Raw genomic sequence first — 17021 nt, 5'->3', positions numbered from 1 at the left:
GGTGGGCGCACCATGAACGACAAGCCGGGTCCGAAATACAAGCGCGTTTACGACACGCTGCGCAAACGCCTGCAGGACGGTTATTATTCGGTCGGCACACGCCTGCCGACCGAGGACGCGCTGGCCACCACGTTCGAGGTCAGCCGGGTCACGGTGCGCCGCTCGCTCGACATGCTGGTGAGCGAGGGCTATCTCGTCGCACGCCAGGGCAGCGGCTATCTGGTCGACACCTTGTCGCCGCCGTCGAGCACGTGCCTGACCTCGTTCACGGATTCGGTGCTGAAGGAGGGGCGCGAACCCGGCGCCCGGCTGATCGACATCACCTTTTTCGACGGCGATGCGCCCGAGGCGGTCCACGACATGCTGGGCAAGTCGCTGGTGCGCATCCGCAGGCTGCGCACGGTCGACGGCGAACCGAAAATGCTGGTCAATACCTGGCTGCCCACCGCGCGGGTGGCGGGAATTACGGCGGAGGATTTCCCCGAGACCGGCCAGGACCAGTCGATCCTGCGGGTTCTGTCCGGCCGTTTCGGCCTGGAGTGGAGCCGCGCCTGCGAGACGATCCGCTCCTGTGTCGCGTCCGACGAAATTGGCACCTTCCTGCAGGTGCCGGTGCAGACGCCGCTTTTGGTCCAAGCCTGCACCGCCTTCGACGACGAGCAGGGCACGGTGTTTTTCGAAGAGGTTTTCCGCAACACGCCGATCACCTTCAACCTGGGCGGCAGCCGGCGCCAGGAACAGCTCAGCTAACGCGGTTTTGATTTCATGGTTTCGGCGATGCCGCTCACTCTGCCCGCCTCATCGCCGCCTGGCCTGCGGCACCGGCGCGCGGTCATGAGGCCGTTCCACAGGGAAGCTCGTTTGCAATGCCCATAACCGTTGGTCTGATCCGGGCCTCGCTGCCCAGCTATTTTCCGGACCGGCACGGCGTCTTCACCGATGCCGTCGCCATGCTGGAGCCGTTTGTCGACGCGCTTGGCGCCCGCCTGGTCGTCGCGCCGGAAATCCCGATGGACGGCTGCGCCGCCCAGGCGGCGGTCGACCACTGCCTGGCGGAAGGGGCCGAGTTCCTGCTCCTGCTGCATGGCGGGTTCACGATGGGCGACGTCGCGCGCCAGATCGCCGTCGCGGGCGTGCCGATGGGCGTGTGGGCGACGCCGGAGCCGGGCCATGAAGGCGACATCCAACTCAACAATTTCGTGTCGCTCAACATGAGCATGTCGATCGCGCGCGGGGTGCGCGACCTCGCCCGCGCTCCGGTGCAGTGGTATTTCGGCGCGCCCGGCGATCCTGCCCTCCAGTCCCGGCTCGGCCAGACGATCAGGGCGCTGGCGGCGCGCGCGGCGCTGCGGACGGCGCGCATCGGCGTCGTCGGCGGGCTGGCGCCGACCTTCTACAATATGGACGTATCAAGCAACGCTCTGAAAGCAGGGCTCGGGGTGGATGTCGACCATATCGACATCCATCGCATGACGGCGGGCATGGCCGCTGCCAGCGACGACACCGTCGCCGAGGAAGTCGCGCGCATGGCGGCGGCGGCCGACATTCGCGGCGTGTCTGATAAACAGATGACGCTCACCGCGCGCGCCGCGCTGGCGCTGCGGGCGATCGCCCGCGAGGGAGACTACGATGCGCTGGCAGTGTCGGACTGGCCAGCCCTGCAGGAGGAGCCGGGCATGCATCCCGGCGCGGCCTTCAGCTGGCTGGAAGAGGTCGACAATCTGCCGGTCGCGTCCGAGGGCGACGTGCTCGGCGCGGTGACGCAGATCGCGGTTTCCGCCGTGACGGGGCGGGTGGGCTGCCTGCTCGATATGACCTCGCCCGATCTCGATGCCGACCGCATCCTGATGTGGCATGGCGGCGGCGGGCCGCTTTACATGGCCAAACAACGTCCGGCCTGGATCAACCATCCGATGATCGGGCGCGGCACCGAGGCGGGGCCGTGTTTCGGCGCCATCGCCGATTACGAGTTCGCAGAGGGCCCGATGACGATCCTGCGCGTGGCGCGCGACGGCCAGGCCGTTTTCGCGCTCGAAGCCGCGGTGCACAAGGCGCCGGAGAGCGGCTTTACCGGCTGTCGCGGGTGGGTGGGCGCTTTTACCGCGCCCGCGTCTGGCAGCGGGCTCACGGCGCGCGACGTGGTCACGACGGTGATGGAACACGGGCTCGAGCATCATTTCGTGCTCGTTCCGGGACATTGGGCGCGGACGTTCGAGGAATTCGCCGCCTGGAGTGCGCTCGAGCGGCTCGGGCCGATCCGCGCGCATGACGGTTTGCCGCACTGAAAACGGGTGCTCAGCGACCGCGGGAAATGCCCGGACCCGGTTGACATAGTCGCTTGATTAGAATTAATTTGTATTAACAAATTGGTTGGATACGATAGACCAAGGGAGGAGACCGGCGCTTGACGAAGGTGCAGCTCAGCGGTGTGCGCAAGGTCTTTGGCACGTTTACCGCCATCGAGAATATCGATCTGACGATCGAGTCCGGTGAGTTGGTCGCGCTGCTGGGCCCTTCGGGCTGCGGCAAGACCACCACTTTGCGTATGGTCGCGGGGCTGGAGGCGCCGACCAGCGGCGAGATCATGTTCGACGACAAGGACGTGTCGCATCTGCCGGTGCAGGACCGCAATGTCGGCATGGTGTTTCAGCGCTATGCGCTGTTTCCGCACATGACGGTGGAAAAAAACGTCGCCTTCGGACTAAGCGTGCGCAAGGTGCCCAAGGCGGAAATCGAAGAACGGCTCGCCGAGATCCTCGACGTCGTTCAACTGAGCGGATTTCGGCACCGGTTTCCCGCCCAGCTTTCCGGCGGCCAGATGCAGCGCGTGGCGATCGCGCGCACGCTGATCACCAAGCCGTCGGTGCTGATGATGGACGAGCCGCTCGCCAATCTCGACACCAAGCTCAGGGGCGAGATGCGGCGCTTCATTCGCAACCTCCAGCAGCGCTTCGGCATTACCACGATTTTCGTCACCCACGACCAGGTCGAGGCGATGGAGCTGGCCGACAGGGTGGCGGTGATTTTCGACGGGCATCTCGCCCAATACGACACGCCCGACACGCTTTACCGGCAGCCGCGCACGACCGATGTCGCCGATTTCATGGGGGCAAGCAATTTGTTTGCCGCCCGGCTTGCCGCGCCCGACCGCGCGGAAACCGCCTTCGGCACGCTCAAGGTCTCGCCGCGCGCGGATTTGCGGACCGGCGAGGAGATCGACGTGGTGCTGCGCGAGGAGGCGATCGACATGCTCGAGCGGCCCGACGCGGCGACCCACCAGGCGCTGTCCGGCGAGATCGTGGCGCGCGACTTCTTCGGCGCCAACGTGAACTACACGGTGGCGTGCGGCGAGGCGCGGCTGTCCGTCAGCGAACAGTCGCGCCGGCTTGTCGATGTCGGCAGCACCGTGTGGCTCGACATTGCGCCGGACCGAATCTGGCTGATGCCCAGGCGAACGATCCAAACCGAGATTTGACTGCACCAACGGGAGGAAACAATGCGATCGACCCCAAAATATCTCGCCGCCGCACTCGTGATGTACGGCACCGCCGCCTTCGCCGATGAACAGGCCCAGCAGTTCCGCGACGCGTTCCTGGACGGATCGGCCGGCTGGGACACAGTCCAGGCCCGGGCCAAGGAGGAAGGGACCGTCAATCTCTATTATTGGGGCGGCAACGATGTCTTGAACGTGTGGATGGACCGCGTGGTCGCGCCGGCGCTCGAGGCGGAGGGCGTCAAGCTCAACCCCGTGCGCATCACCAGCACCAAGGATGCCATCGACCTGGTGCTGGCAGAGAAAAATTCCGGCAAGGGCGTCGGCGAGGGCAGCGTCGACGCGATCTGGCTGAACGGCGAGAATTTCGCCACCCTGAAGCGCCAGGACGCGCTGTTCGGCAGCTTCGCGCAATTGCTACCGAACGCGGTCAACATCGAATGGGACCAGTCCGACAGCCGCTCGCTGCTCAATTTCCGGGATTTCGGCGTCGAGACCGAGGGTAAGGAAATGCCGTGGTCGGGCGAGCAATATGTGTGCGCGGTCAACGCCGCGCGCGTAGAGGCCGGCGACGTGCCGTCGACTTTCGAGGAACTGCGCGCCTATCTGGAGAAGAATCCGGGCAAGTTCACCTATATCAAGCCGCCGCATTATCTCGGCAACACGTTCGTCCAGGCCGCGATCTACGCGCATAATCCGGACGGCAACGGCGCGGAGGCCTTCCAGGCCTCGCTCGACGAGATCGGAGCTGCCGAACTCGCGCGCCTGATCACGCCGGGTCTAGAATACCTCAAGGAACTGGAGCCGCTGCTTCTGGACGCCAATGGCGGCAAGCCGCGTTATCCCGAAGACAATGCCGCACTCGACGGGCTGTTCCTCAACGGCGAGGTGAACTTCAACTGCAAGTTCGGCCTCTACGCCGTGGCGACCGGCCTTGCGACCGGGACCTATCCCGAACAAGCCCAGGAATTCATCTTTCCCAAGGGCAACATGATCAAGAACAAGAACTATCTGGCGATCCCGGCCAACGCGCCGAACCCGGCCGCCGCGCTGGTGCTGGTCAACTACATGACCTCGGTCGATTCGCAGGTGTCCAAGCTGAAGAATGTCGGCATGCCGGCCGGCATCGATCCCTGGAAACTGTCGGACGAAGACGTGGCCGCGCTCGCCGAGGCCTCGCCCGGCCATGTCGGCGTGGACCCGGCCGAACTCGACGCCAACACCGCCCCCGACACCAACGCCACGCTGGTCGACGTGATCGAGGCGACCTGGCTGGACTATATCGAGCGCGGTAGCGACGCGCCGATCGCCGACATCGTCGCGCGCGCGGCGGAGAACCTGAACAAGTAACGCCAACGCCGCCGCCGCCTTGGGCGGCGGCGGCGGCTCCGCCCGGAGGCCACGGTGACACAGGCACGACACGACACGATGCGCAGACGGGAGCGGCTGCGCGTCATCCTGCAACTGACGCCGATCCTGGCGGTCCTGTTCGTGCTGTTCGGCGGGGCGCTGGTGCTGGCGGTTCTGCAGTCGCTCGGCTTCGCGCCCTGGTTCGGCGTCAACACCTTTCCCGATTTTTCCTATTTCGGGGCGCTGTGGTCGTCGACCTCGTTCTGGTGGTCGCTCGGTCTGACGCTATATTACGCCACGGTGTCGACGGTGATCGCGCTGGTGCTGGCGGTGCTGCTCGCGCTGGCGCTGATCAAGGCGTTTCCCGGCAAGACCTTCTACAAATATCTCTACAAGCTGCCGCTGATGATCCCCTACACGGTCGGCATCGCACTCGCCGTGTTGATGCTCAGCAATGGCGGCATGTTGTCGAGACTCGCCGCCTTTGCCGGGCTGATCGACGATCCGGGCCAGTTTCCGCAGATTCTGAAGACCCATTACGGCTGGGGCATCATCGCCGTTTATGTGTGGAAACAGGTGCCCTTCATCACGCTCGCCGTCTACGCGGTCCTGTTGGGGATCGGGCGCGAGACGGAGGAGGCGGCCGCGATCCTGGGGGCCGACCGCAAGACGATCTTTTTCCGCGTGACCCTGCCGCAAATCCTGCCCGGCATCGTGTCCTCGACGCTAATCTGCTTCGCCTTCAATGTCGGGGCCTTCGAGGCGCCCTTCATCCTCGGCGGCGGCTTTCCCGACACATTGCCGGTGGTGGCGTGGCGCTATTTCAACGACGCCGACTACACGCTGCAGCTACAGGGCATGGCGACGGTGGTGTCGATCGGCCTCGTCTCCGGGGTCATCCTTTTCGCCTATCTGGCCGCCTATCGGCGCTACGAGATGAATATGGGGCGGAACTGAGATGGCCTTCAAACACGTGCAGAGCCTGTCGGAGCGCCTGTCGCCGTTTCAGAAATTCTATCTGATCGTGATCGCCGGCTTCATTCTGGGGCCGTTCATTCCGCTGCTGATCCAGAGTTTCGCGTTCCGCTGGGCCTGGCCGGACCTGCTGCCGTCGACCTGGTGGCTGGAGCAGCGCGACAAGTCGATGCTGCCGCTCGCCTGGGACTACGTGTTCTCGCCCTATTCGCGGGTCTGGGAGGCGACGGTCAATACCGTTTTCATCGGCAGCGTCGTCACGGTGATCTGCCTGGCGATCTGCCTGCCCGCGGCCAGGGTTCTGGCGCGCGAGCGCTTTCGCGGCAAGAGCGCGTTCGAGTTCTTCCTGTCCCTGCCGCTAATCGTCCCGGAGGCGGCCATCGGCATCGCGCTGTTGATGATCTTCATCCGGCTCGGCCTGGCCGGCAGCTATGTCGGCATCATCATCGCCCATCTGATCCCGACCATTCCCTACATGGTGCGCATGCTGACGGCGGTCTATCAGGGGCTGGGCCGGGATTTCGAGGAACAGGCGATGATCCTGGGCGCCAATCGCCGGCAGATCCTGTGGCGCGTGACGCTGCCGATGCTGCTGCCGGGCGTGGTGGCAGGGGCGCTGTTCACCTTCCTGGTATCGACCAACATCTTCCTTTTGACCTTCTTCCTCGGCCAGGGCCAGATCGTCACGCTGCCGACGCTGCTGTTTTCCAAGATTTCCGGCGGCACGCTCGACGCCTCGGCCGCCGGCATCACGCTGATCGTCACCCTGCCGGGGATCATCCTGCTCATCCTGTCGGAACGCTTCATCAAGGAAGAGGCGTTCGGCAAGGGTTTCGGAAATTGAGGACACGACCATCATGACGACACCGGCTTCGATCCTGGAGCGCTTCCCCACACTTCCTCCCGAACTGGTGAGAAAGCGCCTGGGGCGACCGGCGGCGCGGCCGCGGGTCATCATCGACACCGACGCGGCCAACGAGATCGACGACCAGTACGCGCTGGCCTGGGCGCTGCTTTGTCCCGAGCGGCTCGATCTGGAAGGGGTGACCGCGGTGCCGTTTTCCTTCGCGCATCATCGCGACGGGCTGATCCGCAGCACCGAGATCGTGCGCGCCGGCGGGCCCAAGGACGCCGAGGAGGAGCGCTTCATGGGCGGGCTCGGCGGCTGGGCCGAACGAGTGGTTGCGGCCGGGCGGCGGGCCGAGGACATCCGCTTCGTCGGACCGGAGGAGGGCGCGGAGCTCTCCTATCAGGAAATTTTGCGCGTGTTCGACAAATGCCATCTGCCGGCCGACGGCAAGGCGTTTCGCGGCTCGCCCGGCTATCTGACCAGCCTGGAGGAGCCGCTCGACACGCCGGCGGCGCGGTTCATCATCGAACGCGCGCGCGCCAAGGGCGACGGGCCGCTCTACATCGCCGCGATGGGGGCGTTGACCAATGTCGCCTCGGCCCTGCTGATGGCACCCGACATCATCGAAAACATCGTCGTGGTGTGGACCTCGGGCTTTCCCTCCCATGCGCCGTTTTCCAACAAGCCGTCGCTCAATCTGGTGCAGGACCGGCTGGCCTCGCGGCTGTTGTTCGATTGCGGCGTGCCGCATGTCTACCTGCCGGGCTACCATGTCGGCGCGCAGCTGAAGATATCGCTGCCGGAGATGGAGCGCTTCGTCAAAGGCCGCGGCGCCATCGGCGATTATCTGTTCCATCTCTACACGCACAATCCGCTGCACGAGATGTTCGCGATCAGCGAGGCGCAGACCAAGACCTGGGTGATCTGGGACGTGATCAACATCGCCTGGCTGTTCGACCCAAGCTACGTCGCCACCACGCTGACCACCTCCCCGGTTCTCGACGAGGAACTTTACTGGCGCCATCCCGGCGGGCGCCACGCGATGCTGGAAGCCTTCGACATCAATCGCGACGCGATCTTCGAGGATTTTTACGCCGTGCTCGAGCGCCAGGCGCCGCGCTGAGGCATTTGACGGCCACGATATTGCCAAACGCGGCTTTGTCGGATAAGCGCCGCACCATCAGCTGTTTTCCGGTGGCAGGTATGGGAAGCGTCGTTTCAACAGACAGATAGGCCGCAGCAACTCTCCTTGTTGCTGCGGCGTTCCGTTCGTCTCGTTCCAGCCGGTCCCTGACGCGTGGACGCCGTTCGTTTTCCTTTCGAGCGGACGTTTCGTCATGACCACACCGCGCCCCAAATGGGCCTATACGCTGCCGTCGACCCTGCTTCTGATGGCGCCCTTCGATGTCCTGGCGTCGCTGGCAATGGACATCTATCTTCCCGTCGTTCCGGCGATGCCCGGCGTGCTGAACACCACGCCGCTGGTGATTCAACTGACGCTCAGCCTCTACATGGTGATGCTTGGCGTCGGGCAGGTGGTCTTCGGGCCCTTGTCGGACCGCGTCGGGCGTCGTCCGGTCCTGCTGTGCGGGGCCGGGCTGTTCCTCGCCGCTTCCGTCGGGATGGCCTCGGTCTCCACCGCGACGCTTTTCGTCACGTTTCGGGTCCTTCAGGCGATCGGCGCGTCGGCCATGCTGGTCGCGACCTTCGCGACGATCCGCGACATCTATGCCGAACGCCCCGAAGGCGCGGTCATATACGGCCTTTTCGGCTCGATCCTCGCATTCGTTCCGGCGCTGGGCCCGATCGCCGGCGCGTCGATCGCCGGCATTTTCGGATGGCGGGCGATTTTCGTCGCGCTAGCGGCGATGGCCGCGATCGCGGTTGCGAACGCCAGCCTGAAATGGCCGGAAACGCGGCCCCTGGACCGGGCGCAAAGCCGCAGATCGGTGCTGCCGATTTTCCGCAGTCCGGCCTTTTGGGTCTACACGACCGCATTCGGCGCGGCGATGGGCACGTTTTTCGTGTTTTTCTCGACGGCGCCGCGCGTGCTGATAGGGCCGGCCGGCTATTCGCAGATCGGCTTCAGCCTCGCCTTCGCAAGTGTGGCGGCGGTGATGATCGCGACCACCCGCTTTACCAAGGCGTTCGTTACCAGATGGGGCGTCGCCGGGTGCGTGGCCCGCGGAATGGCCCTGCTCCTGTGCGGGGCGACGCTATTGGGGCTTGCCCAACTCTTCGGCACGGCGTCCTTTGCGACGTTCATCCTGCCGATGTGGGTCGCGGCGGTCGGTATCGTCTTGACGGTATCGGTCACCGCGAATGGCGCTCTGTCGCAGTTCGACGACATCGCCGGCGCGGCGGTCGCCTTCTATTTCTGCCTGCAAAGCCTGATCGTAAGCGTCGTCGGAACGGCCTGGATCACGCTGCTGGACGGCGACACGGCCTGGCCGCTGGCCGGCTATTCGGCAACCATGGCAGTGCTGGTATGGCTGGGTCTGCTGCTGCTTCGCTCACGGGAGAAGGTGCTCGACAGTCGCCGGTGACCCTTTCGATGTCACGCACGCGGTCGCCGGCTTGAATGGCGGGCTTGTGACGGTCGCCCGCCGTTGCGCCAAGATCAGGTGATCCAGGTCACGGCGGTCGGTCTTTGGCAGGTACGGATGGCGCTTGATTAAACTAAAAAATTAGTTATATAGTTTTTTGGGTGGATACGTCGCAGGGCAGACGAGCGCTTGTGCGCTGTCGATATATCGGTGTCGTGCCGTCACAGGGCGGGGCCGTCTGCCCCGCACCAGGAAACCAACAGCCGGACAGGTCGAGATGACGGAAGCTTTTTTGCGGATCGGAAACCGGGGAACGGGCCTTGTCCGCGAGGCGTGGCGCGGCGGCGGCGTCTGGCTGGTTACCGCCCTGATCCTGGCTCTCCTCGCCGCGCTGGCCCCGGCCCAGGCGCGGCTCAGCCTGTGGTTCGTGATTGGCTCGCTGGCGGAGACCGCGCCCTATCTCGTGCTTTCGATCGCGGTCGCGGCCTATGCGACGGCGAGCGGGGCCGACAATTTGATCGCCCGTGTCTTTGCCGGTTCGCCGCTGGTCATGATCGCGGTCGCCGCCGCATTCGGCGGTCTGTCGCCGTTCTGCTCGTGCGGGGTTATCCCGCTGATTGCCGCGCTCCTGGCCATGGGGGTGCCGCTGTCCGGCGTGATGGCGTTCTGGCTCGCCTCGCCGGTGATCGACCCGTCGATGTTCGTCCTGACATCGGGGCTTCTCGGGTTCGAGTTCGCGCTCGCCAAGACGTTCGCGGCCGTGGGGCTCGGACTGTTCGGCGGCTACGCGACCCATCTGTTGATGCAGATGGGACTGCTTGGCGATCCGCTGCGGCCGGGCGTCGGCAATGGCGGCTGCGGCGCGTCGGCGGTCCGCGCTCCAGGCCCGGTCGCCTGGGCGTTCTGGTCCGAGCCCGAGCGGCGCACCCGCTTCGCGCGCGCGGCCGGCTCGGCGACGCTGTTTCTGCTCAAATGGCTCAGCCTCGCCTTCCTGCTGGAAAGCTTGATGCTGGCCTATGTTCCGCAGGAATGGATCGCCTCCGGCCTTGGCGGCGCGGGAATCGCGCCGATCGTCACGGCGACCCTGGTCGGCGTCCCCGCCTATCTCAACGGCTACGCGGCGCTGCCGCTGGTGTCGGGCTTGATCGAGCAGGGCATGGCGCCGGGTGCCGGGCTTGCCTTTCTCGTGGCCGGCGGCGTGACGTCGTTGCCCGCCGCGATCGCCGTCTTCGCCCTGGTGCGGCGCCCGGTGTTCGTGCTTTATATCGTGCTTGCCTTGGTCGGATCGCTGGCGAGCGGGCTCCTTTACCAAGCGTGGCTATGACCGACTGCGGCGGCGGACGGTCATCCGGCTCCGCCGCCGTCCCGGCTTTTGCGCGGCCGACACGCCGGAGCCGCCCGCCGCGGCCTTGGAGCCGTTCTGCTTTTCACGGACGCGCAGACCGGCCCCATTTGTTATTTTGACGCGTTTGCGAACGGCGAACCGGTTTCCGCTTTGCCTGCAACTCTAGTCCGCGACCAGAGGCGTGTCGAATGTCCCCTCCACATCGATGCAGGCGTCGGCATCGGGTTCGGAAAACATGTCCTGCTTGCGGCAGAGCCGCGCGACGAAGCTGCCGGAGGTCTCCGGTTCGCCGCCAAGGGTCAGCGTGTCGAGGGTCAGTTCGACCGAGCCGCCCTCGTCGCCGGCAACATAAAACGGCGCGCCCATGCCTTCGGGCCACCAGGATATGCTCGGGTCGGAAGCCGGCGCGTCCGGCCCGGCTCCCATCAGCGAGAATTCCACGACCAGGACGTTTTTCATCCGGCTCTTGCCGTCCACGGCGTGTGCCTGAACGGAGACGCGGCTGAGCGGGCCGAAATTACTCAGCGTCGCCGTCGCCGTGCCCTCGCTGGGCACGCGCAGCGTTTCGCCCTGATAGGCCTGCGCGTCGATGACCGCGGTGACGGTTCCGAGCCGGACGGTTTCCACTGCAACGGCCTTTCCGGCTGTCAGGAACAGGATGCTTGTCAGCGCCAGCGCGGCGATGCGGTGAACGAAAGGGTGCATGATCTGGGTTTCCTCGTGTGGTCGGGATGGGGAGCGAGGCAGCGCCGGGCGCGGCCGAAGTCAGGGGAAGGAGATCAAGGGAAAAGGTTAGGGGAAGGACCAGCCGTCATGGTCGATGCGGAAAATCCGGACGGGGGCGCCCGCCTGGTCGGGATCGGCCCGCAGGCTGTAGGTCGCGCGTTGCGGCCGGCCGAAATTGACGCAGTCGACATGGACGGTGATCATGCCGCGAAACATCGGCCTGTCGGCGTCCCGCCGGGGTTCCTCGCAATGGCCGTCGAAATCCTGCGCGCCATAGATCGGATCGGCGCCCGCCTGCCCCGACACCAACGCCCTGGCGACCTCGAGATGGAAATAGCGTTTTGCGCCTTGAAGACGATAGAGCCCGGTGTTGCCGCCCGCATCCTCGATCGAGCGCATCTCGTAAAGGGTCCTGACCAGTTCCTCCCCCGCGACGATGAGATCGTCGCCCGGTTCGCGGCTGAGATCGCCGCCGCCTGCCGGCCCGCCATAATCGGGTTCGAGATAGTCGGCGTTGACCCAGCCGGCCCTGGCCAGGTCCGCGCTGCGCATCAGGCACCAGCGCGGCGGCAGGGCGGCGATCTCGGCCCGCGACATCGCGGCGCGGTGGGCGGGGGTGTAATAAGGCACACAGGTGACCTGCTGCATGCCGCGCTCGTCATGGGCAAAACGCGTCAGCACCGAGTAGGCCGTGCCCGGTCCCATGCGGGCGTTGAGCGCGTCGCGGGGGGAAACGCCGGTCACACGCCAGGCGTCGGGGCCGTGGCCGTCGATTTCCGCCAGGGTCGGCGTGCCGGCAATGGCGAGCATCGCCGTGCTCAGAACCGCGACCACCCATCCAGCCAGGGTTCTTTTGCCGCCATTGCGTGTTTGTGCCATCTCGTCATCCTCGCGCCGCGCGGCCGCCGCCGGGGCGTTATCGCCGTTTCCGTTCAGCGCGCGGCCATCGGCGAGCCGCTCGCAGCATGGCAGGAAGCTTACCAAGGTCGCACGGTCGGCGTGAATGAGACATATGCCCTACCGGCAACGGCGTGAAGACGGGCAGGCTGCCCGGTCGTCTCGCCGCAGAGCCGAAACGTGCTTCACCCGCTGTGCGGCACATCGGGGCGCGGCGCGGCGTCCGCTTCCCGGCCGCAAAGCCGCGCCAGTTCGATCTTGCTGGCGATGTCGAGCTTGCCGTAGAGATTGAAGATATGGTTGCGCACCGTCGACGGGGCGATGCGGAGGGCTGTGGCGATCTCGCGATAGGTCAGGCCGTCGACATAATGCTGCGCGATCTCGCGCTCCCGGCCGGTCAGGCGCGCAAGCGGCCCGAGATGGCGCAGGCGCAGCAGATAGTGCTCGCCGAGCCTTTCTGCGATCGCGGCCACAGTTCGACCTTGCCAGGGCGAACCGGTCGGCAGGGCGGCGCGCAGCGCGGCCGGCAGCCGGTCCGGCCGGTCGGACTCCCCTCGCAGCAATTCGGTGAAACATCCATGCGAGGCCAGAACCCAGCCGTCGCGGCCGATCAGGCCGACGGCCTCGTCGCGGTCGGCGTGACGGCAAAGCGTCGTTTGCCGATTGATGCGGAGCGCTGCCGACAGATGCGGCATCAGCGCGTGTTTGAGCCTGCGCGCGGCATCGCAAAAGACCGCCGTTTCGGTGTCGGCACAGAGCCCGACGAAGCTGACATAACCGTCCTGCGGCTCGGCCGCGATCGTGGCCATCATCTGCCGGGCACCAAAACGCTTCCAGTGCTCGTTGTAGGCGGGGGTGCGGCGATAATTCTCGACATCGTCGAAACGCGCGGTCTGTCCGATCCGGTTCAGCGCGATGTCGCAAAAGGCGTCCGTATCCGCCACCGCCGACCAGTCCTCGATCACGCGCGGCGTTTGACCGAGCGCGGTCAGGTCGCTCACCCGGCGGTCTTCGGCGCGGCCCCCGCCCCAGAGCGCGAAATCGAATGCGATCAGCCCGCCGAGCCGCCGCAAGGTCTGTCGGCGGAATTCGTCCGGAGACGCTTCGGCGGCATTGGCATAAAGGCCGAGAAGAAATTCCGAAATATTTTCAGCTTTTTCCCGCATCGGCCGCTTGGTCTTTCATTCCGGTGCCCGTGCCGCGCCACATGTCGAGCGTCGCGACGGCGAAGCCGCTACAGCTCATCTTTAGCGGGTGCGACGCTTGGCCGAAAGACCCGGGTATGCCGACAAGACTGGCGGCAATCCCGAGCCCGCGCTTGCGGTTTGCATCGTCGTGGCGGCCGCCTGTCCGGGCCGGTCTCAGACCCAGGCGTTGACGTGCCAGGGCAGGAACTCGTGCTCGCCGTAACCGAGCAACTCGCTTTTTGTCGGCGCGCCGGAGGCGGTGCGCACCATTGCCTCGAAAATCGCCTGGCCGGCTTCCTCCAGCGAGGCCTCGCCGTCGAGCACGGTGCCGCAATTGACATCCATGTCGTCCTGCATGCGCCGATACATGGCGCTGTTGGTCGCGATCTTCAGCGAGGGAGAGGGCCGGCAGCCGAAACAGGAGCCGCGCCCGGTGGTGAAGCAGATCAGATTGGCACCGCCGGCGATTTGGCCGGTGACCGAGATCGGGTCGTAGCCGGGCGAATCCATGAACACCAGGCCGCGCTTGCGCACGGCTTCGGCATAGGGGTAGACCTCCATAAGCGTCGTCGAACCGCCCTTGGACAGGGCACCCAGGGATTTTTCCAGGATCGTCGTCAAGCCGCCCGCGCGGTTGCCGGGGGAGGGGTTGTTGTCGAAACCCTTAGGCTCGTGCGCGGTGTAGTCCTTCCACCAGTCGAGCAGTTCGATCAGCCGGCGGCCAACATCCTCGCTTGCGACCCGCTGCAGGAGCAGGTTCTCCGCGCCGTAGATCTCCGGCGTTTCGGACAGGATCGCGGTTCCGCCGTGACCGACCAGGATGTCGGCGGCGACGCCGAGCGCCGGATTGGCGCTGATGCCGGAAAAACTGTCGGAGCCGCCGCATTGCAGGCCGACACAGAGCTCCGAAACCGGAAGGGGTTCGCGGCCCTGGTTGCCAGTCTCGGCCATGATCTCGCGCACGATCGCGGCGCCGGCATCGGCCGTCGCGCGAGTGCCGCCGACCTCCTGGATGGTAAGGCTGCGCACGGTGCCGCCGAGCTCAAGCCCTTCCTGCTCGCACAAAAGCTCGATCAGATTGTCCTCGCAGCCGAGGCCGACGATCAGCACGCCAGCGAAATTGGGGTGGCGGGCATACCCGGCGAGCACCCGGCGCAGCATGTCCATCGAGGGGCTGCCGTCGGAGACGCTGCAGCCGCTGCCGTGGCTCAGCGCCACCACGCCGTCGATGTGGGGATGGTCGTTGCGCCAGGCCGGATCGGCAAAGCGATTGGCGATCAGGTGGGCGACCCCGGCAGCGCAGTTCACGGTCGTCAGGACGCCGATATAGTTGCGCGTGCCGACCCGGCCATCGTCGCGGCGATAGCCGAGAAAGGTCGGCGGCTCACGGTTGGTCAAGGCCGGCGGCGGCGTCACGGTGATGGTGTGGCCGGCGAGCGAGCCCGGATAGTCGAGATTGTGCATGTGGACATGCTCGCCCGCCGCGATGGGCCTGGCGGCGATGCCGATCGGCTGGCCGAGGCGCAGAACCTGCTCGCCCGCCCCGACCGAACGCAGCGCCACCTTGTGTCCGGCCGGCACCGGCCCGCGAACCGTGGCGTCTGAAAAGGGCGACAGCGCCTCGCCCGGTTCCAGCGCCGTCAGCGCGACGGCGACATGGTCGTTCGGCGATAGCCGCAGCAAACGGTCGGGCATCTCTCACTCCTCAAAATGTCGACATTATGCATCTTGAGCATATTTAAACGCCGCCGTCGAGGGGCGATGCGCAGACGGCGCGCGAGCGCCCGCCGGCGCCCCCTGCATCGACGTGCAAAGTTTCGCAGGCGCGGGCCTAGCTCGCGCCGCGCGAGGAGCGCGCCGCAGCCAGAATGTGGCTGCGCAGCATTGCCGTGGCCAGTTCCGTGTCGCGATCACGGCAGGCCTGCAGGATCGCCTGATGTTCCTCATGCGCTTTTTCACGGCCGTCGGTCAGCGTCACCTGAACGCGCAGATAGCGGTCGATCGTCTGGTGGATCCGTTCGAGCTTACCAAGTGTCGTCGGCCGCTGGGCAGGCTGGTAGAGCTGCAGGTGAAGCTGCCAGTTCAGCTTGCTCCATTGCGACATATCGGCGTTTTTCATCTCAGAAATGGTCTTTTCGGCCGCTTCGAAGTCCGATTCGGTGCTGGCGGGGATCGCCAGGGCGAGAAGATGCGGCTCGATCAGCAGCCTGAGTTCGAAGAGTTCGGTGATCTCCTCGGCGAGAATCGGCGCGACCTTGGCGCCCTTTTGCGAGGTGAGCGTGACCAGCCCCTCGGCCTCGAGCTGACGCAGCGCCTCGCGCACGGGGCTCCGGCTGATGCCGAGCTCGGCGGCGATCTCTTCCTGCCGCAGCCTCATGCCGCTTTCGTACTCGCCGGCAACGATGCGACGCCTGAGCTCGACGCAGACCTGGTCGGCAACCGTGTTCTTTTCGATCAGGGGCTTGTTCATGGAGCGGGAATCCATCTGGTGACAAATATTGCTATGCGTTTCGTTTCCCTCTTGCAAGGTCGAATGAAGAATGTATACATTCGGCAAATAGCCGGCGATGCCCGGTCTGCAGAGTGAGAGGGACGACCAATGATCAACTGGACCGGGGTGTTCCCAGCCGTAACGACGAAACTCAAGGCGGATGGGAGCCTGGATCTCGACGCCACGCGCAGAAGCGTCGACCGGCTGGTGGTCAATGGGGTTTCGGCGGTGATCATGCTGCCGATGCTGGGTGAAAACGCGTCGCTGCGCGCCGATGAGCGGGAAGCCGTCATCGAGGCGGCGCGCGACGTCGTGGCGGGTCGCGTGCCGGTCCTGACCGGCCTGGCCGATCTTTCCGAGGATGCCGCGGCGGCGGCGGCGCGCGACTATCGGCGCATGGGCGTCGACGGGCTGATGCTGTTTCCCAGCCTCGCCTATCGCACCGACCCGCGCGAGACGGTCGCATGGTATCGCGCCGTCGGCGCGGCGAGCGACCTGCCGATCATGATCTACAACAATCCGCTCGCCTACCGGGTCGATGTCGGGCCCGACGAGCTGGAAGCGCTCGCCGATGTCGACACGATCATGTGCGTCAAGGAAGAGTGCGGCGACCCGCGCCGCATTACCGACATCTACAACCGGGTCGGGGATCGCTACGCGGTTTTCTGCGGCATCGACGACCTGATCGTGGAGAGCGTCGCCGTCGGTGCGGTCGGCTGGGTATCGGGCATGACCAATGTGTGGCCGGCCGAGTGCGTGGCCCTGTTCGAGATGTGCAAGGCCGACCGCTACGCCGAGGCGCGCGCCCTCTATCGGCTGCTGATGCCGGCGTTCCATCTGGATACCAGCGTCAAGCTCGTCCAGTACATCAAGTTTGCCGAGCATCTCGTCTACGGCGCGCCCGAACATGTCCGTCGCCCGCGTCTAGATCTTGTGGGTGAGGAGCGGGCCGAGGTCGAGGCGGTGGTCAAGGCGGCGATCGCCGCGCTGAAGCAGCGGGCCGCAAAGGCGGCCTGACGCGGCCGGCGCCCGGTCGCAGGCGGTTGGGCGCCCGGCGTCCCCGTTTCGGCGGAGGGCGCGTCGCGTGACGAAGACGAATGATAAGGGCGCGTTTACCGCTGTCCCGCATGAACCAGTCGCCTGACGCCGGACGGGAGGAGA

General features: G+C 65.7%; 15 protein-coding genes. 10 read left to right on the top strand and 5 right to left on the bottom strand.

Annotated elements, in window-relative coordinates; all coding sequences use genetic code 11:
* Positions 1-12 precede the first annotated feature (12 nt).
* From C7T96_RS15085 to C7T96_RS15045, 9 genes are all read left to right on the top strand, one after another.
* A complete protein-coding gene (locus C7T96_RS15085) occupies positions 13-750 on the top strand; it encodes a GntR family transcriptional regulator (protein WP_158264388.1) in 738 nt (245 codons plus the stop codon).
* A 116-nt stretch (positions 751-866) separates the two neighbouring features.
* Positions 867-2285, top strand: a complete 1419-nt coding sequence (locus C7T96_RS15080; protein WP_106572070.1) for a hypothetical protein — start codon at positions 867-869, stop codon at positions 2283-2285.
* Positions 2286-2413: 128 nt separating this feature from the next.
* On the top strand, positions 2414-3475 hold the full coding sequence (locus C7T96_RS15075) for an ABC transporter ATP-binding protein (protein WP_245414149.1): 1062 nt from the start codon (positions 2414-2416) through the stop codon (positions 3473-3475).
* 21 nt (positions 3476-3496) lie between these two features.
* The gene (locus tag C7T96_RS15070; RefSeq protein WP_106572068.1) at positions 3497-4843 is read left to right on the top strand and encodes an ABC transporter substrate-binding protein; all 1347 of its coding nucleotides are present in this window, start codon (positions 3497-3499) and stop codon (positions 4841-4843) included.
* Positions 4844-4897: 54 nt separating this feature from the next.
* Positions 4898-5800, top strand: a complete 903-nt coding sequence (locus C7T96_RS15065; protein WP_199190484.1) for an ABC transporter permease subunit — start codon at positions 4898-4900, stop codon at positions 5798-5800.
* A gap of 1 nt (position 5801) precedes the next feature.
* Positions 5802-6662 (top strand): ABC transporter permease, encoded by an 861-nt coding sequence (locus C7T96_RS15060; RefSeq protein ID WP_199190483.1) that lies wholly within the window; start codon positions 5802-5804, stop codon positions 6660-6662.
* 13 nt (positions 6663-6675) lie between these two features.
* On the top strand, positions 6676-7791 hold the full coding sequence (locus C7T96_RS15055) for a nucleoside hydrolase (protein ID WP_106572066.1): 1116 nt from the start codon (positions 6676-6678) through the stop codon (positions 7789-7791).
* 214 nt (positions 7792-8005) lie between these two features.
* Positions 8006-9214, top strand: coding sequence for a CmlA/FloR family chloramphenicol efflux MFS transporter (cml, locus tag C7T96_RS15050; RefSeq protein ID WP_106572065.1), 1209 nt, complete (start codon positions 8006-8008; stop codon positions 9212-9214).
* 277 nt (positions 9215-9491) lie between these two features.
* On the top strand, positions 9492-10538 hold the full coding sequence (locus C7T96_RS15045; protein ID WP_106572064.1) for a permease: 1047 nt from the start codon (positions 9492-9494) through the stop codon (positions 10536-10538).
* A 183-nt stretch (positions 10539-10721) separates the two neighbouring features.
* Here the strand turns inward: C7T96_RS15045 and C7T96_RS15040 are convergent, their stop codons facing one another.
* The 5 genes from C7T96_RS15040 to C7T96_RS15020 form a co-directional block, all read right to left on the bottom strand.
* A complete protein-coding gene (locus C7T96_RS15040) occupies positions 10722-11264 on the bottom strand; it encodes a hypothetical protein (protein ID WP_106572063.1) in 543 nt (180 codons plus the stop codon).
* 87 nt (positions 11265-11351) lie between these two features.
* Complete coding sequence (locus C7T96_RS15035) at positions 11352-12164, bottom strand: hypothetical protein (protein ID WP_146149189.1); 813 nt, start codon at positions 12162-12164, stop codon at positions 11352-11354.
* A gap of 203 nt (positions 12165-12367) precedes the next feature.
* Positions 12368-13348, bottom strand: a complete 981-nt coding sequence (locus C7T96_RS15030; RefSeq protein ID WP_106572061.1) for a LuxR C-terminal-related transcriptional regulator — start codon at positions 13346-13348, stop codon at positions 12368-12370.
* Between the two features lie 195 nt (positions 13349-13543).
* A complete protein-coding gene (locus C7T96_RS15025) occupies positions 13544-15064 on the bottom strand; it encodes an altronate dehydratase family protein (RefSeq protein WP_106572060.1) in 1521 nt (506 codons plus the stop codon).
* 136 nt (positions 15065-15200) lie between these two features.
* A complete protein-coding gene (locus C7T96_RS15020) occupies positions 15201-15839 on the bottom strand; it encodes a GntR family transcriptional regulator (RefSeq protein WP_158264387.1) in 639 nt (212 codons plus the stop codon).
* Positions 15840-15968: 129 nt separating this feature from the next.
* Here C7T96_RS15020 and C7T96_RS15015 point away from each other — a divergent pair, with 129 nt between their 5' ends.
* The gene (locus tag C7T96_RS15015) at positions 15969-16877 is read left to right on the top strand and encodes a dihydrodipicolinate synthase family protein (protein WP_106572058.1); all 909 of its coding nucleotides are present in this window, start codon (positions 15969-15971) and stop codon (positions 16875-16877) included.
* Positions 16878-17021 lie beyond the last annotated feature (144 nt).

Origin of the sequence: Nitratireductor sp. StC3, from assembly GCF_003015025.1 — a bacterium.
In the GTDB taxonomy this organism is placed as follows: Bacteria; Pseudomonadota; Alphaproteobacteria; order Rhizobiales; family Rhizobiaceae; genus Mangrovimarina; species Mangrovimarina alexandrii.
Note: the sequence above shows the minus strand (reverse complement) of the source record. Positions and strands in the feature narration are given on the sequence as shown.

Coding starts and splice junctions, on each gene's coding strand:
- C7T96_RS15070 (WP_106572068.1), top strand. CDS start 3,497: ATGCGATCGACCCCAAAATATCTCGCCGCCGCACTCGTGATGTACGGC.
- cml (WP_106572065.1), top strand. CDS start 8,006: ATGACCACACCGCGCCCCAAATGGGCCTATACGCTGCCGTCGACCCTG.
- C7T96_RS15060 (WP_199190483.1), top strand. CDS start 5,802: ATGGCCTTCAAACACGTGCAGAGCCTGTCGGAGCGCCTGTCGCCGTTT.
- C7T96_RS15040 (WP_106572063.1), bottom strand. CDS start 11,264: ATGCACCCTTTCGTTCACCGCATCGCCGCGCTGGCGCTGACAAGCATC.
- C7T96_RS15020 (WP_158264387.1), bottom strand. CDS start 15,839: ATGAACAAGCCCCTGATCGAAAAGAACACGGTTGCCGACCAGGTCTGC.
- C7T96_RS15085 (WP_158264388.1), top strand. CDS start 13: ATGAACGACAAGCCGGGTCCGAAATACAAGCGCGTTTACGACACGCTG.
- C7T96_RS15015 (WP_106572058.1), top strand. CDS start 15,969: ATGATCAACTGGACCGGGGTGTTCCCAGCCGTAACGACGAAACTCAAG.
- C7T96_RS15080 (WP_106572070.1), top strand. CDS start 867: ATGCCCATAACCGTTGGTCTGATCCGGGCCTCGCTGCCCAGCTATTTT.
- C7T96_RS15055 (WP_106572066.1), top strand. CDS start 6,676: ATGACGACACCGGCTTCGATCCTGGAGCGCTTCCCCACACTTCCTCCC.
- C7T96_RS15035 (WP_146149189.1), bottom strand. CDS start 12,164: ATGGCACAAACACGCAATGGCGGCAAAAGAACCCTGGCTGGATGGGTG.
- C7T96_RS15045 (WP_106572064.1), top strand. CDS start 9,492: ATGACGGAAGCTTTTTTGCGGATCGGAAACCGGGGAACGGGCCTTGTC.
- C7T96_RS15025 (WP_106572060.1), bottom strand. CDS start 15,064: ATGCCCGACCGTTTGCTGCGGCTATCGCCGAACGACCATGTCGCCGTC.
- C7T96_RS15030 (WP_106572061.1), bottom strand. CDS start 13,348: ATGCGGGAAAAAGCTGAAAATATTTCGGAATTTCTTCTCGGCCTTTAT.